The following is a 15,225-nucleotide window of genomic DNA, read 5'->3' on the forward strand; positions in this document are numbered from 1 at the left end:
GCTATAACGCCTGGACGAAAGCCATGGATTGGCCCGCGAAGTTTTCATAAGGAGGTGTTGTGTGTCGAGTGTAATGAAAGGTGCCGCCGTGGGTGCACTGGCAGGCCTGGCCACTCCGGTGGCTGGAATTTCCGGCCTGGCAACCGCAGGGCTTGGTCTGTCGATGCTGCTGGCGCTGTTCGATGTCGGGCCTGCGAAAATGCCGTACGCCTCGCTCTGGCAGCTGCTGACCAGCGGGACCATGCTGGCGCTGGTGATTGCCGGGGCGATCTTTGCGGTTTCCTTCAGGTTCCTTGCTAAGTTGCAGCTCAAGAGTAAGGCGCTGGTGGCCAAGATCAACGCCAGCGAAGGGCTCGCGCTCGATGCCGGGCACCTGCTGGGCTATCCATCCCCGGGTTTCCTGGTGTTCGACCCACAAAACCGCAAAGTGGCGGTGTGCTCGCTGATCGACGACAGTTATCGCATCCATGACTACGCCTGGGTCATCAGCTGGCAGGTGACTTGGCGCGAATCGCAAAGCATGGAAATGGGCGGTGGCACCCGCAAGGTCAATGCCACCGGCATGAGCGTGCCGACTTTCGAGCGTACCGTGCAGCTCAAGGATTTCGCCATCGAGTTGACCGTGGCCGACCCCAACCAGCCGCTGCTCAAGTTCCCGATGAGCCGCAAGGCCACCCACGTATGGACGGCGCGCCTGACAGCGTTCTTCAACTGACGTCCTAGTACCAGTTCCCGCCAAAAACAAGCCCCGGCATCGGCCGGGGCTTGTTCGTTTCAGCTCACGCTCAAGCAGGTACCGCCGCTTGCCCGCTCATCGCCAGGTCGACCAGCTCGCGGTTGGCCACCGCGTACATCGCATAGTCAGTCCCGGTAGCGTTGCGCAGGTCGTCGAGCATGGCACGCCAGCGCTCCACCATCACCCGATGCTGCTCGCACCACAGCGCGACGCGGGCATCCATGTCATCGGGCGCCTCGGCCATCTGCAACACCGAGATGGTGATCGCCCGCTGCTGCAGATCGATGTCGTCGCGGAAGGCTTCGCGGGCCAGGGCCTGCCAGTTGTTCTCCACCGGCAGGTTGCCGATTTCCTGCAAGTACCAGGTCAGGTCCAGCGAGCTGCCCACAGCGAAGAACGCCTTGGCCACCTGGGCCGGGTCATGACCGGTCACGTCCGCCGCCTCGATGATCGGCAACAGGGTGTACAGATGACTGGTCCCCGCCACCATGCGCGCCAGCAACTCCGGCACACCGGCATCGACGAAGCCCTGGTAGCGCTGCGTCCAGCGCTCACGGGTCGGCCCCTCCAGCAACTCGTCGAGCTTGAGCCCCAACTGGGCGATTTTCGGTCCGAAGTGCGCCACGTCACGCCCGGCGTCCTGCTCGTTGCGTCGGCTACGCAGGAACCAGCGAGTCGCACGGCGGCCCAGGCGCATCAGTTCATCCATCAGCGTCAGCTGGATCTCGGCAGGCACCTGGTAGTCCAGTGCCTCGATCTGACGGAACCAGTGTGGCAGGTGGAAGATGTCGCGCACGATCACATACGCACCCGCCACGTTGGCCGGGCTCATCCCGGTGGACTCCTTCAGGCGCTGCACGAAGGTGATGCCCATGTTGTTGACCAGGTCGTTGGCGATCTGGGTACTGACGATCTCGCGTTTCAGGCGATGACGGCGCATGGATTCGGCGAACTTGCTCACCAGCGACGGCGGGAAGGCCGTCTCCATGTCACGGGTCAGGTAATCGTCGTCCGGCACCTGCGACTTGAGCAACTGCTCCTTCAGGTCGATCTTGCTGTAGGAGATCAGCACCGACAGCTCGGCGCGGGTCAACCCATGACCTGCGGCCAGGCGCTCGGCCAGTTGTTCTTCGGTGGGCAGGAACTCGATGGCGCGATCCAGCTTGCCACGGCCTTCAAGGTCGGCCATCAGCCGCTTGTACTCGGCAATCCGCTCGCGGGCACGGCGGGCGGCCAGCGACAGCGCCTGGGTCTGCTTGTAGTTGTTGCCCAGCACCAAGCTCGCGACCTCATCGGTCATGCTGCCCAGCAACTGGTTGCGCTGCTTCTCGGTCATGTCGCCACCCTGCACCACTTCGTTGAGCAGGATCTTGATATTGACCTCGTGGTCCGAGCAGTCCACGCCGCCAGCGTTGTCGATGAAGTCGGTGTTGGTGGCGCCGCCGTTTAGGCCGAACTCCACGCGACCGAGCTGGGTCATGCCCAGGTTGCCGCCCTCGCCCACCACCTTGCAGCGCAGCTCGTTACCATTGACGCGCAGCGCATCGTTGGCCTTGTCGCCGACATCGGCATGGCTCTCGCTGCTGGCCTTCACGTAGGTGCCGATGCCGCCGTTCCACAGCAAGTCGACCGGTGCCTGCAACAATGCGTGCAGCAGCTCCGTCGGGGTCAGGCGATCGGCCTCGATGGCGAAGCGCTCTTTCATCTGCGCACTGATCGCAATGCTCTTGGCGCTGCGCGGGAAGATGCCGCCACCTTCGGACATCAGGCTGACGTCGTAGTCGCTCCAGGCCGAGCGTGGCAGGTCGAACAGGCGCTGGCGCTCGGCGAAGCTCACCGCAGGGTCCGGGTTCGGGTCGATGAAGATGTGCAGGTGGTTGAACGCGGCCACCAGCTTGAGCTTGTCGGACATCAGCAAGCCGTTGCCGAACACGTCGCCGGCCATGTCACCGATACCGATCACCGTGATCGGGTCCTGCTGCACGTTGATACCGCGCTCACGGAAGTGACGCTGCACCCCGACCCAGGCGCCACGCGCGGTAATGCCCATCTTCTTGTGGTCATAGCCGGCCGAGCCACCGGAGGCGAAGGCATCGCCGAGCCAGAAGCCGTAGTCGATGGCGATACCGTTGGCGATGTCGGAGAACGTCGCGGTGCCTTTGTCGGCGGCCACCACCAGGTACGGATCGTCGTCATCGTGGCGCACCACGTTGGCAGGTGGCACCACACCGCCATCCTTGAGGTTGTCGGTGATGTCCAGCAGGCCAGAGATGAAAATGCGGTAGCACGCCACGCCTTCGGCAGCGATCTCGTCGCGGCTGCCGCCCAGCGGCAGGCGGCGCGGCAGGAAGCCGCCCTTGGCGCCCACCGGCACGATGACCGAGTTCTTCACCTGCTGCGCCTTGACCAGGCCGAGCACCTCGGTGCGGAAGTCCTCTTCACGGTCCGACCAGCGCAGCCCGCCGCGGGCGACGTTGCCAAAGCGCAGGTGCACGCCCTCGACCCGTGGCGAATAGACGAAGATCTCGAACTTCGGCACCGGCTTGGGCAGTTCGGGGATCAACTTGGGGTTGAACTTGAAGCTGAAGTAGGACTTGTTCTGGCCGTTGGCATCGGGCTGGTAGAAGTTGGTGCGCAGCGTGGCCTTGATCAAGTCCAGGTAGCGACGCAGGATGCGGTCCTCGTTGAGCACCTGGACATCGTCCAAGGCGCTGAGGATAGCCTGTTCCAGGCGCAGTTGCTTGTCGTCCAGGTCTTCCTGGGTGAGCTTGCGCGCCAGGTAGAAGCGGGTCTTGAACAGCCGGGTCAACTCGCGGGCGATGTCGGTGTGGTTGTTCAGGGTGCTGGCAATGTAGCCCAGGTCGAAGCCCAGGCGGATCTGCTTGAGGTAGCGAGCATAGGCGCGCAGAAGCGCCACGTCGCGCCACGGCAAGCCGGCGGTCAACACCAGGCGGTTGAAGGCATCGTTTTCGGCATCGCCGTTGACGATATGCACGAACGCATCCTGGAAGGTGTCGTTGAGCTGCTGGATATCCAGGTTCAAGCCTTCGCTGTAGGTAAAGGCGAAGTCGTGAATCCAGAACTCGCGGCCATTGGCGTGGCGCAACCGGTAGGGGAACTCACCGAGTACACGCAAGCCGAGGTTTTCCAGAATCGGCAGCACATCCGACAGCGCCAGCGGCGTGTCGGCGTGATACAGCTTACAGTGCAACTGACGCTCGCCCAGTTGCGTCAACGGCTGGTAGAAGCTCATCGCCAGCGGCTTGGCTTCGGACAGCCCGAGCACATGCTGCATGTCGACAACCGCCGAATGCGCGGCAAACCGTTCGCGGTAACCGGCCGGGAAGCCTTTGGGGAAGTCGTCGAGAATGCTGGTGCCCTGGGCCTCGCCGAAGTTTTCCACCACCAGCGTGGAGAAGTCGTCCTGCCACGAACGGCAGGCCTGCACCACCTCTTTTTCCAGCTGCTGCGGGTCGATGTCGATGCGGTTTTTCGGGTCGACCCGCAGAATCAGTTGTACGCGAGCCAGCACCGACTCGGAGAAGAACGTCCAGAACTCGCAATCGGTGGCCTTCAGACGCTCCATCAACACTTGCTGGATCTTCTGCCGCACCTCGGTGGAGTAGATCTCCCGCGGCACATACGCCAGGCAATAGCAGAAGCGCCCATACGGGTCCTTGCGCAGGAACACGCGGATCTTGTTGCGTTCCTGGATCTGCACGATCGACATAGCGGTGCTGAACAGCTCATCGATCGGGGTCTGGAACAGATCGTCGCGCGGCAACACCTCAAGCACCTGGGCCAGTTCTTTGCCCAGGTGCGCCTTGGCGTCGAACTGCGAACGACGCTCCACTTCGGCCACTTTGCCGCGAATGTAGGGGATGGTATGCACGCTCTCGCCGTACACCGACGAGGTGTACAGGCCCATGAAACGGCACTCCTTGAGCACGACGCCGTTTTCGTCGATCTGGCGGATCGACACATAGTCGGGATAGGCCGGGCGGTGCACGCGACTCGGCTGCGAGGCCTTGGCGAACGACAGCAGACGCGGCTCGCGCAGGTAGGCCACGGCGTAGCCCTCGATGCGCAGATCATCGGCGGTCAGGCCCGTGCGCAACAGTCGAGTCAGGCCGAGGAACGAACCTTCGTCGTAGACCAGGTGGCCGCCGTCTGCGTCGGACTGTACGGTGAACTCTTCGTAGCCGAGGAAGGTGAAGTGGTTATCCAGTAGCCAGGCCAGGAAGCTCTTGACCTCGGCCTTGTCGTTTTGCGCCGGGCCAAAGGCGTTGTGCTCCACCAGTTCGAGCAGTTCGTGGAGCTTGGCTTTCATCGGCTCGAAGTCGGCGACCACCCCGCGTACCTCTGCCAGCACCTGCTCCAGCTCCTTGGCCAGCGTGATCAGTTCGGTCGGGTTGGAGCAGCGGTCGATTTCCAGGTACATCAGCGACTCATGGCTGACACCTTCGCCCTGGGTGCCCTTGGGCAGCAGCTCAAGCAGTTCGCCCTTGGCGCCACGCCGCGTGCTGAGCACGGTGGTCTGGAGCGTATGGATGCTGTAGCCACAGCGATTGAGTTCGGTACGCACCGAGTCGACCAGGAACGGCAAGTCATGGTGCAGCACCTCGACCACGGTATGGGTCGACTGCCAGCCGTGACGTTCGTAATCGGGGTTGTAGACCCGCACTTGCGGGTTCTGCGGGTCGAAGCGCTCGATGATGCGCCAGGCGGAGAGCGTGCAGCCGGCGAGGTCCGACAGCCTGCGCTGGGTGAGTTCGTCCAGAGAGATGATGCCGAAGAACTGTTCGGCGAACAGCGCCACTTGTGGCAGGGACTGTTCGCTGATGTGCTGCGCCAGGGCTGCTTGCAGTTGGTGCTGGAAGTCAGCTTTGCTGGCTGCGGTGAAAAACGCCATCTGTGGTACTCCGCTTAGGCTTTGTCGTAGTTGGAGCGTCGCGTAGGTCCGCCGTGTACGGATCAACGATAGCCAACCCGTAGCAAGCCGGACGGTAAACCAGGCGTTGAATGTGACTGGGCACACTCATCGATTGGGCAGCTTAACGACTCAGCGGTCACCACGGCTTGCAGCGCTGCGACATATTCGTTCAAGACCGCAACGCTACAGGGTGATCGCACCCTGTAGCGGCGATGCGGTAGCATGCGTGCTCTTTCCCCGGACACTGGTCAATCGTCATGCAGCTGAAAACCGCCCTGCTCTTCGCTACCCCTTGCGATGATGAGGAAGACAACATGGCGACCTTGTGCTGCCATAGCGACAAGGGCCAGATGTTCCTGCTCACCCGTTACCCGGACGAGGACACCGTCGACCTGACCCTGGACGACGAACCGTCCACCCTGGACGGCCTGAAAGTGACCCTGAGCGCGCAACGCCTGCTGATCGAGGTAGCCGCTGGCGACCGCGACGCGCTCAAGGGCGATGCCAGCCTGGAAATCCTGCTGACCTCCACGGGCACCGACCTTGAAGAGGTCGCCTTGACCTTGCGTAATATCCTCGACGGCACCGGGACCTTCGTCAGCGAGCTGTGAAATCCCACCGGCACCGTGGTTCACCCGACAGGATTGTCATGAATGATCCGCCCCGCCTCGCCGGGTCGATCGATGTACAAAGCCTCCAGTGCGCTGTCGCGCATGCCCAGCGGGGTATTCCAGTGCGCTGAGGTGTGCAGGTAGCGCCTGCGAAGCAGGGCGTGTTCGGCCTCAGTCAAGGGCACCGCCGAGTGCTCGCCCAGCGCCTGCGCATGCAGTTTGCGGCTGATCGGTAGCAGTTCCTGAGGCAACCGATGCGCAGGGTCCTGCCCAAGTGCCGCGAACGGCACCCCGGCGCGCACCGCCAGCTCACGCATGATGCTCAGGTACACCCGCGACAGGTGCCCGCTCACCTCGCGCTCACGGTAGACCGCAGCGAAGACCTCCTTCTGCGCCACCTCCCAGCGCTCGGGACTAGGCGCCAGGGGCCTCTCCCAGGTCAGCACCGCAGGCCTGGGATGCTCCAGCTGGGCGAAGTTCGATTCCAGCAAGGCCAAGGCCTCACGGTAGACCGCCGTACGCTCGGCCGGGGTCGCCTGCGCGACGCGGTTGGCACGCGGCTTGGTCAATAGCACCTGCTCGCGCATCGATTCCAGGTAACCGCCGCCGATGTCCGAATGCACCCCTGGCATGACGATGTCGTTGCCACTGCGCAGCAACGGGAAGTTGCGTCGCCGCTCATTCGCGGCCACCAGTTGCACCTGATGCCTGGCCAAGCCATCGCGCAGTCCAAGGCGCAGGCCTGCGTAGCGTGTGTTGGCCGGGTCGAAGTTCGCGCTTAGCGGCGCGACGATAGCCGCCACCGTGTCGAACAGGCCAATGAAATGGATGATCCGCGCCCCTTCCAGCTCCATCGGCAAGCGGGCAGCGCTCTGCGTCAGCAGGTTGGCCAGGTGCCGGGCCGCCGCCGCACCGCGACTGAAGCCAAACAGGTCGAACACCAGCGTAGCGTCTTCGCTCTGCGCTTGTCCGGCGCGGTACTCGCGCAACACCCCCGCGATGTGCTGCAACGCCTCGGACACGCGCGCCATGACGCCGTGCGGACCTCGGCCAGTGGCCTGACTGAACCACGAGTCGGCCTCGCCCTCAACGGTGCCGACGCCTTGCACGTAACACTTGAAATAGACACATCCCTGCACAAGCCCGCTTGGGTACAGCGCATGCAGGAGCGCGACGTTGCTGCGCGCATTGGCATAACTGCCCAGCGCAGGCCTGTCGGACTGGTCAGGCCGAGTAGCGGCATTGTCTTGATTGTTACCGGTGCCATCGAAGAAGACGCCCACCCGCAGTGTGTTGGTGTACTCCATTGCCCTGCCCCTCGTGGATTCGAAGGTATGCAGCAAGCAACGAAAGGCGCTGTCGATGAATCAGCAAACCCGCAAGGTAAGCGCGGACTTTTCGCGTTTTTTACCCAACGCCATTGGTCGGCGCCCCCCCGGATGCATTAAAGTATCACCCCTCTGCCCGGCGACCGCCCCTGCGCGCCCAGGCCCATCTCCAGGAACCGTCTACGATGGAACACCGTGAAGCGCTGATTGCGCTGCGCACCTTTCTTTCTTCCCAGATTCTCGGCCAGGAAAAACTGGTCGAGCGACTGCTGATCGTGCTCCTGGCCGACGGCCATATGCTGGTGGAGGGCGCGCCGGGCCTGGCCAAGACCAAGGCCATCAAGGAGCTGGCAGAGGGCATCGAGGCGCAGTTCCACCGTATCCAATTCACCCCTGACCTGCTTCCGGCGGACATCACCGGCACCGAAATCTACCGCCCTGAAACCGGCAGTTTCGTGTTCCAGCAGGGGCCGATCTTCCACAACCTGGTGCTGGCCGACGAAATCAACCGCGCACCGGCCAAGGTGCAATCGGCACTGCTCGAAGCCATGGCCGAGCGCCAGGTCAGCGTGGGGCGCAGCACCTATGAGCTGTCGCCGCTGTTCCTGGTCATGGCCACCCAGAACCCAATCGAGCAGGAAGGCACCTACCCGCTGCCCGAGGCCCAGCTCGACCGTTTCCTGATGCACGTGAAGATCGGCTTCCCCGACGCTGCGGTAGAGCGACGCATCCTCCTGCAGGCGCGCGGCGAGGCCCTGGGGGGTGAGGTCAAGCCCGAACGCCGGGTCAGCCAGCAGGCGATTTTCGCCGCACGCAAGGAAATCCTCGGTCTTTACATGGCCGATGCGGTGGAGGAATACCTGGTGCAACTGGTCATGGCCACACGCACCCCGGCCAAGTTCGACAGCGAACTGGCCGACTGGATCGCCTACGGCGCCAGCCCGCGTGGATCGATTGCCCTGGACCGCTGCGCACGTGCACACGCCTGGCTGGCCGGACGCGACTTCGTCAGCCCCGAAGATATCCAGGCGGTACTGTTCGATGTGCTGCGCCACCGGGTCATCCTGTCGTTCGAAGCCGAGGCCGCCGGGGTCGACCAAGACCGAGTGGTGCAACGCATCCTCGACGTGGTCGCCGTGGCCTGACGCCATGCCCACCACCCACCTGGCCGAACCCGGCATCCGCATCGGCCTGTCCGAGCTGATCGACATGCGCCACCGCGTGCGCGAGATTCAGCTGTTTTCCAGGCCCGGCCAGCGCAGCCCGCTGGTGGGCCTACACCACTCCAAGCTGCGTGGGCGCGGCGTGGACTTCGACCAGGTGCGGGTGTATCAAGCCGGCGACGATGTGCGCAACATCGACTGGCGCGTCACCGCGCGTACCCAGGAGCCCCACACCAAGCTGTTCCACGAAGAGCGCGAACGGCCGATATTCATCATGGTCGAGCAAAGCCAGCGGCTGTTCTTCGGTTCGGGCCTGATGTTCAAGTCGGTGCTTGCCGCTCAGGCAGCCGCGCTGTTCGGTTGGGCCGCGCTGGGCCACAACGACCGTATCGGCGGGCTGGTGTTCGGCGACAACGAAAACCACGAGATCAAGCCACGGCGCAGCAAGCAGAGTCTGCTGCAGTTACTCAACCGCCTGGCGCGGATCAACCAGGCCCTGCACACCGAAGCTGCGCCCCAACCCGACAGCCTGGGCCTGGCGCTGCGCCGGGCGCGCGAGGTGCTACGCCCAGGCAGCCTGGCCATTGTCATCTGCGACGAACGCGCCTTGAGCGCCAACGTCGAGCAACACCTGGCCATGCTTTCGCGCCATTGCGACGTGTTGCTGCTGCCGGTCAGCGATCCCCTCGACCATGCCCTGCCCGCCGCTGGCCTGCTGCGTTTCGCCCAGCGCGGTGCCCTGCTCGAACTCGACACCCTCGACCCCAACCTGCGCCAGGCCTACCGCGAACAGGCCGAAGCACGCATCGAGCGCTGGGAACTGCTGGCGCAGAAGCTTCGGGTGGTGCTGATGCCACTGAGCACGCAAAGCGAGATGATCGAGCAATTGCGCGAGTACCTGAATGCCCAACGCCCGCGGAGCGCATCATGATGAGCCGCAGAAGATGAACCCGTTGGATCAGTTGCAACCGCTGATCAGCCCACCGGCAATCGGCCTGTGGCCACCGGCGCCTGGATGGTGGCTGCTGCTCGCGCTGCTGCCGTTGCTGGGGTGGGGCCTGTGGCGGGTGCGTCACTGGCGGCCGGGCAAGCGTAAAGTGGTACGTGCCGAACAACCCCTGGACCCGGTGCGCCTGGAAGCCCTGGCCGAGTTGGCCCGCCTGCCACGCCCCTACGACGGTGCACCAGCCGGCGCCTGGCTGCAGCAGATCAACGCCCTGCTCAAACGCCTGTGCCGCAACCACTACCCAGGGGCCAACAGTCATACCCTCAATGGCCGACAATGGCTGGCATTTCTCGATAACCGCTGCCCCGCCGCCGGACTGACGCGCTGGATGGTATTGGTCGAAGGCGCCTACAAACCTGAGTGCAAGCTCGACGACAAAGCCATTGCCGGGCTCGCCCAGGCGGTGGAAACCTGGATCCGCAAGCATGTTTGAACTGGCCTGGCCCTGGCTTTTCGTGCTGTTACCCCTGCCGTGGCTGGCACGCCTGGTGCTGCCTGCTGCCGACAGCGGGGAGCCGGTGCTGAAGGTGGGCTTTCTCGATGAACTCGAAGGCCTGGCCGGGCGTCGCGCCCGGCTGAACCTGCCGACCTGGCGGCAGCAGGCGCCGTTCATCCTGATCTGGCTGCTGCTGTTGCTCGCCGCCGCCCGCCCGCAATGGCTCGGTGAGCCGGTTCCCGTGTCGGCCAGCGGACGCGACCTGCTGGTGGCGGTGGATGTGTCCGGCTCCATGGACTTCCCCGACATGCAGTGGCAAGGCGACGAAATCAGCCGCCTGGACCTGGTCAAGGCGTTGATGGGCGACTTTCTCCAGGACCGCCAGGGCGATCGAGTGGGCCTGATCCTGTTCGGCAGCCAAGCCTACCTGCAAGCTCCGCTGACCTTCGACCGACGCACCGTGCGCACCTTCCTCGACGAAGCGCAGATCGGCATTGCCGGCAAGAACACCGCCGTGGGCGATGCCATTGGCCTGGCGGTCAAGCGTCTGCGCCAGCGCCCGGCACAAAGCCGCGTGCTGATCCTGATCACCGACGGTGCCAACAACGGCGGGCAGATCCACCCACTGACCGCCGCCCGCCTGGCCGCGCAGGAAGGCGTAAGGGTCTACACCATTGGCATCGGCGCCAACCCCGAAGCCAGTGGTACCCCAGGCCTACTGGGGCTGAACCCGAGCCTGGACCTGGACGAGGCGTCACTCAAGGAAATCGCCGACATCACCCACGGCGCCTACTTCCGTGCCCACGATGGCGCCGAACTCGACGCCATCGGCGACACCCTCGACCAACTGGAGCCGGTAGCCCAGCAGCCCACCCAGGCACGCACCGCCAAGGAACTGTACGCCTGGCCACTGGCCTTGGCCCTGCTGTTGAGCCTGTTGCTGGTGATTGCCGTGCAATGGCCCGACAACCGGTTGCAGCGCCTGCTACGCAAGCCGCGCTTCCTGCAACCTCACCCGGAATGGCGCCAGCGCCTCAAGCGCCTGCGCCTGAGGAGGCGGCGATGATCGACCTTTGGCCGCAATGGCTACGCCCACTCTGGCTGCTGGTTGTTCCGCTGCTCGGCTGGCTGCTGTTCAAGCTCTGGCACCGGCGCAAGCGCGCCGGGCGCTGGCAACTGATCCTGCCACAGGCCTTTCACGCGGTGCTGCTCGGTGGCGGCAACGGCAATACCAGCAAGTTGCCGTGGATCGCCCTGGGCCTGGCCTGGCTGCTGGTCGTCCTGGCCCTGCTGGGCCCCAGCTGGCAACGCCTGGAAGATACCCGGCAGCGCCCGGCCGATCCATTGGTGATCCTGCTCGAACTCACCCCGCAGATGCTGGCCAAAGACAGCCCCCCCAGTCGCCTGGAGCAGGCCCGGCGCAAGATCCTCGACCTGCTCGAACACCGCAGCGACAGCCAGACCGCGCTGATCGTCTATGCAGGCTCGGCCCACACCTTGGTGCCGCTGTCGGACGATCTGGGCACTACCCGCAACCTGCTCGAAGCCATCGATCCATCGATCATGCCGCAGCCCGGCCAACGCGCCGACCTGGCTGTGCAGAAAGGCCTGGCACTGCTGGCCCAGAGCGGCCTCGGCCAAGGCCGATTGTTGTTGATCGGCTCCTCGCTGAGCAACGCCGAGCGCGACGGCATCGTCAAGGCTCTTGGGCGCCAGGGCCCGAGCCTGCTGATGCTGGGCATCGGCAGCGCCGAGGGTGCGCCGGTGCGCCAAGCCAATGGTGAATACCTCAAGGACGAGCATGGCGGCATCCTGCTGCCACGCCTGGACAGCGCTTCGCTCAAGGCCTTCGTCAGTGGCACCGGCGGGCGCTACCGCCACGCCCGCATCGACGACCTCGACCTGCGCGGCCTAGGCCTGTTCGACAACCCGCGACTGCTGCGCGATGACGGCCAGACCGTGCAGTTGGACAGCTGGGCCGACCAGGGCTACTGGCTGCTACTGCCCCTGCTGCTGCTCGCCGCCTGCGCCGGCAGACGCGGCTGGCTGTTCTGCCTGCCGTTGTTGCTGGCCCTGCCACAACCGAGCCAGGCCTTCGAGTTCAACGACCTATGGCTACGCCCCGACCAGCAGGGCCAACGTCTGCTCGAACACCAGCAGCCACTCGCTGCGGCGCGCCACTTCGAGAACCCGCAGTGGCGCGGCATGGCCCTGTACCAAGCGGGTGACTTCGAAGGCGCCGCTGCGGCATTCGCCCAGGGCAACAACGCCGCCGCCCACTACAATCGAGGCAACGCACTGGCCCGCGCCGGTGAGTTGGAAGCGGCTCTGGACGCCTATGAACAGGCCCTGGAGCGCCAGCCCGAACTCAAGGCCGCGCTGGACAACCAGGCCCTGGTGCAACAACTGCTGCAACAGCGTCAGGCCAAGGCCGAGGCGCAGCAACACAACGACGCTGACGCCCAAGGCAGCCCCGGCAAGCAGACCGAGGGCAACAGCAGCTCGTCCAGCGGCCAAGCCGAAGGCTCACCGGGCAACGACGAGCAGGCCCAGGCGCAAGGTTCGAACAACAGCACCAGCACGACCCAGGCGCCACCGGGTAACGCCGATGGCAATGACGACAGCGTCACCCAGCCGCCTCAACGGCCGGCCTCCACCAGCCTCGACGCCGAACAGCGCCAGGCTCTGGAACAATGGTTGCGGGAAATCCCCGACAACCCGGCCGAGCTGCTACGGCGCAAATTCTGGTATGAACAGCAATTGCATCAGGAAACCCCACGATGAGTCGCCTCGGCGCCTTACTGCTCGGTCTGCTGTGGAGCCTCGCGGCCTTGGCCGACCCCACCCTGCAGGCCAGTGTCGACCGCACGCGCCTGGAGGCCGGTGAAACCCTGGAACTCACCCTCGAGAGCCAGGACGTCACCCAATTCGGCAAGCCCGACCTGCGCGCCCTGGACAGCGACTTCGAGGTGCGCGGCACGCGCCAGCTCAACAGCCTGCACAGTCTCGATGGCGAAACCCGCGCCAGCACACGCTGGATCATCACCTTGCTGCCACGGCGTAGCGGCAGCCTGCGTATCCCCGAACTGCAACTGGGCCAGGCACGCAGCCAGGCGATCGAGCTGCAAGTGCAGCAAGCCGACAGCCAGCGCCCGGACATCGCCTCGCAGGTGTTCATCGAAACTACCCTGGACAGCACCGAGGTCTACGTCCAGGCCCAGGCCGTACTGACCGTGCGCATCTACCATTCGGTGGCGCTGTACGACGACAGCAGCCTCACCCCGCTACAGTTGGACAATGCCAAGGTCGACCCACTGGGCGAGTCGCGCACTTACGAAAAAGACATCAACGGTGTGCGCCACGGCGTCATTGAAACGCGCTACGCGATCTACCCGCAGCAAAGCGGCGCGCTGGAAATCCCGCCACTGACCTTTACCGCCACCGCCGCCGACAACGGCGAGCAACCTGCAGGTACACCACGGGTCGGGCGCCAGGTGCAGGTCAGCTCGCAGCCCCTGCAATTGACCGTCAAGCCGATTCCAGCCAGCTATCCAAAGAATCGCCCGTGGTTGCCGGCGCGCAGCCTGACCCTCGAAGAGCGCTGGAACCCGGACCCAGCCAGCCAGCCCACGCAGATCGGCGATTCGCTGACACGCAACGTGACGCTGCGCGCCGAAGGGCTGTCCAGTACCCAACTGCCGCCGCTGCCAGCCACCGAGGCAGTAGGCCTGCGCCGTTACCCCGACCAACCCCTGCTGCGCAACGAGATCAGTGAACGCGGCATGCTCGGCAACCGCGAGGAACGCGAGGCCCTGGTGCCGACCCACAGCGGCGAACTGAGCCTGCCTGCGCTGGAGGTCAGTTGGTGGAATACCCTCGAAGACCACCTCGAACAGAGCAGCCTGCCAGCGCGCACCCTGAACGTGCAGGATAACCCCGCGCTAAGTGCCGACACGCCGGTCAGCGACGGCAGTACGCGCCAGCACCCGTTGTGGCCTTGGCAACTGGCCACGCTGCTGTTCGCACTGACCAGCGTGCTCGGCTTCGCCCTGTGGTGGCGCGCCCGCTCGCAGCCGGCGGTGCTGCGCGCCGCACAAAGCGGCCCGAGCCCGCGCACCCTGCTGGACGATCTCAAACGTGCCTGCCAGGCCAACGACCCGCAGGCGACCCGTCAGGCCCTGGATGCGTGGGCCCGGCAGCAGCCGGAAACCCTGGCCGAGATGGCGGCGCGCTTCGTGCCGCTGTCCGATGCGCTGGATGGGCTGAACGGGGCGTTGTACAGCGAGACGGGCCAATACTGGCAGGGCGATGAGCTATGGCGGGCGATTGGCGCCATTCCGCCTGCCGAGCAGGTGAAGGCGCCGAGCGGCGAGTCGGGCAACCTGCCCCCGCTATATCCGAAGTGACAGAGCGGCGGCAAGTACGCTCAAGGCTTGGACATGGTTACTTTTCGAACGGGTTCCAGCCCTGCCGGCCCTTCACCTCTTTGAGGTAATAGGCATAGTTGGTCACACTGGCCCACATCATCGCAAAGGCAATGTTCAGACCGGTGTCCAGGGCACGCGGCAATTCGGTCTCGGTAAAGACTTCGTACATGCCGAGCGCCACGCCCACCACCATGGTGATGCCCAGCAGCGCTAGATTCTTCTTCCACAGGCCCAGCACGAACAAGTAGATCGGGCCAAAGAAGAGTGCGATGAAGTTCAGGTTGAGCAACAACCGCTTGCCGGCAGGCAGTGCCTTGAATGCCTCATTGTAAGCCTGGCTGCCAGGGTAGCCATGCGCCTCGAAGAACGCGAAACGCTCCTGCCATTTGGGCTTGTAGCGATTCAAGTCGAGCTGAGGTTGCGGAATACTTTCCATTTTCTTTCCTTTCAAACACTGTTCAGTGGACATCGACGGCCGCCAGATCCGTGGTGCCGAGCATTGCGTTTGCCCCCTTGGTTGCTTCACCCACGACAACATCTCGGGCCATTGCATCCGAAGGGCATCGAAGAAGAGGTGGGAGACAG

11 protein-coding genes are annotated in these 15,225 nt (G+C 64.4%); 8 read left to right on the forward strand and 3 right to left on the reverse strand.

The annotated features are described in order from the left end of the window. Positions 1-61 precede the first annotated feature (61 nt). Complete coding sequence (locus FEM01_RS18705; protein WP_138220959.1) at positions 62-715, forward strand: hypothetical protein; 654 nt, start codon at positions 62-64, stop codon at positions 713-715. Positions 716-785: 70 nt separating this feature from the next. Here the strand turns inward: FEM01_RS18705 and FEM01_RS18710 are convergent, their stop codons facing one another. Continuing rightward, entirely contained in the window at positions 786-5,648 is a 4,863-nt protein-coding gene (locus tag FEM01_RS18710) for an NAD-glutamate dehydrogenase (protein WP_138220960.1), read from the reverse strand. A gap of 278 nt (positions 5,649-5,926) precedes the next feature. Between FEM01_RS18710 and FEM01_RS18715 the strand changes: the two genes are divergently transcribed. Beyond that, the gene (locus FEM01_RS18715; RefSeq protein ID WP_138220962.1) at positions 5,927-6,280 is read left to right on the forward strand and encodes a hypothetical protein; all 354 of its coding nucleotides are present in this window, start codon (positions 5,927-5,929) and stop codon (positions 6,278-6,280) included. A 20-nt stretch (positions 6,281-6,300) separates the two neighbouring features. On the opposite strand, the gene FEM01_RS18720 is transcribed toward FEM01_RS18715, so the two are convergent. Continuing rightward, complete coding sequence (locus tag FEM01_RS18720; RefSeq protein WP_138220963.1) at positions 6,301-7,587, reverse strand: T6SS phospholipase effector Tle1-like catalytic domain-containing protein; 1,287 nt, start codon at positions 7,585-7,587, stop codon at positions 6,301-6,303. A gap of 206 nt (positions 7,588-7,793) precedes the next feature. Between FEM01_RS18720 and FEM01_RS18725 the strand changes: the two genes are divergently transcribed. From FEM01_RS18725 to FEM01_RS18750, 6 genes are read left to right on the forward strand one after another with little or no spacing between them, the layout of a single operon-like run. Then, positions 7,794-8,753 carry an AAA family ATPase gene (locus tag FEM01_RS18725; protein WP_134693940.1) on the forward strand — a complete coding sequence of 320 codons (960 nt, stop codon included), beginning with the start codon at positions 7,794-7,796 and terminating at the stop codon, positions 8,751-8,753. Positions 8,754-8,757: 4 nt separating this feature from the next. Further along, complete coding sequence (locus FEM01_RS18730) at positions 8,758-9,702, forward strand: DUF58 domain-containing protein (protein ID WP_138220964.1); 945 nt, start codon at positions 8,758-8,760, stop codon at positions 9,700-9,702. Positions 9,703-9,715: 13 nt separating this feature from the next. Next, on the forward strand, positions 9,716-10,210 hold the full coding sequence (locus tag FEM01_RS18735) for a DUF4381 domain-containing protein (RefSeq protein ID WP_138220966.1): 495 nt from the start codon (positions 9,716-9,718) through the stop codon (positions 10,208-10,210). Beyond that, positions 10,203-11,279 (forward strand): vWA domain-containing protein, encoded by a 1,077-nt coding sequence (locus FEM01_RS18740; protein ID WP_138220967.1) that lies wholly within the window; start codon positions 10,203-10,205, stop codon positions 11,277-11,279. The genes FEM01_RS18735 and FEM01_RS18740 overlap by 8 nt, the downstream gene beginning before the upstream one ends. Next, complete coding sequence (locus FEM01_RS18745) at positions 11,276-12,997, forward strand: VWA domain-containing protein (RefSeq protein WP_138220968.1); 1,722 nt, start codon at positions 11,276-11,278, stop codon at positions 12,995-12,997. Before FEM01_RS18740 ends, FEM01_RS18745 begins: the two co-directional genes overlap by 4 nt. After that, a complete protein-coding gene (locus tag FEM01_RS18750) occupies positions 12,994-14,619 on the forward strand; it encodes a BatD family protein (RefSeq protein WP_138220969.1) in 1,626 nt (541 codons plus the stop codon). Before FEM01_RS18745 ends, FEM01_RS18750 begins: the two co-directional genes overlap by 4 nt. A gap of 37 nt (positions 14,620-14,656) precedes the next feature. Here the strand turns inward: FEM01_RS18750 and FEM01_RS18755 are convergent, their stop codons facing one another. Beyond that, complete coding sequence (locus tag FEM01_RS18755) at positions 14,657-15,076, reverse strand: DUF2628 domain-containing protein (protein ID WP_138220970.1); 420 nt, start codon at positions 15,074-15,076, stop codon at positions 14,657-14,659. Between the last annotated feature and the right edge of the window lie 149 nt (positions 15,077-15,225).

Source organism: Pseudomonas mosselii, assembly GCF_005796105.1.
GTDB classification, from domain to species: domain Bacteria; phylum Pseudomonadota; class Gammaproteobacteria; order Pseudomonadales; family Pseudomonadaceae; genus Aquipseudomonas; species Aquipseudomonas mosselii_C.

Bases quoted from the DNA above. Each gene is read 5' to 3' on its own strand.
- FEM01_RS18710 (WP_138220960.1), bottom strand. From the start codon at position 5,648: ATGGCGTTTTTCACCGCAGCCAGCAAAGCTGACTTCCAGCACCAACTG.
- FEM01_RS18715 (WP_138220962.1), top strand. From the start codon at position 5,927: ATGCAGCTGAAAACCGCCCTGCTCTTCGCTACCCCTTGCGATGATGAG.
- FEM01_RS18720 (WP_138220963.1), bottom strand. From the start codon at position 7,587: ATGGAGTACACCAACACACTGCGGGTGGGCGTCTTCTTCGATGGCACC.
- FEM01_RS18725 (WP_134693940.1), top strand. From the start codon at position 7,794: ATGGAACACCGTGAAGCGCTGATTGCGCTGCGCACCTTTCTTTCTTCC.
- FEM01_RS18730 (WP_138220964.1), top strand. From the start codon at position 8,758: ATGCCCACCACCCACCTGGCCGAACCCGGCATCCGCATCGGCCTGTCC.
- FEM01_RS18735 (WP_138220966.1), top strand. From the start codon at position 9,716: ATGAACCCGTTGGATCAGTTGCAACCGCTGATCAGCCCACCGGCAATC.
- FEM01_RS18740 (WP_138220967.1), top strand. From the start codon at position 10,203: ATGTTTGAACTGGCCTGGCCCTGGCTTTTCGTGCTGTTACCCCTGCCG.
- FEM01_RS18745 (WP_138220968.1), top strand. From the start codon at position 11,276: ATGATCGACCTTTGGCCGCAATGGCTACGCCCACTCTGGCTGCTGGTT.
- FEM01_RS18750 (WP_138220969.1), top strand. From the start codon at position 12,994: ATGAGTCGCCTCGGCGCCTTACTGCTCGGTCTGCTGTGGAGCCTCGCG.
- FEM01_RS18755 (WP_138220970.1), bottom strand. From the start codon at position 15,076: ATGGAAAGTATTCCGCAACCTCAGCTCGACTTGAATCGCTACAAGCCC.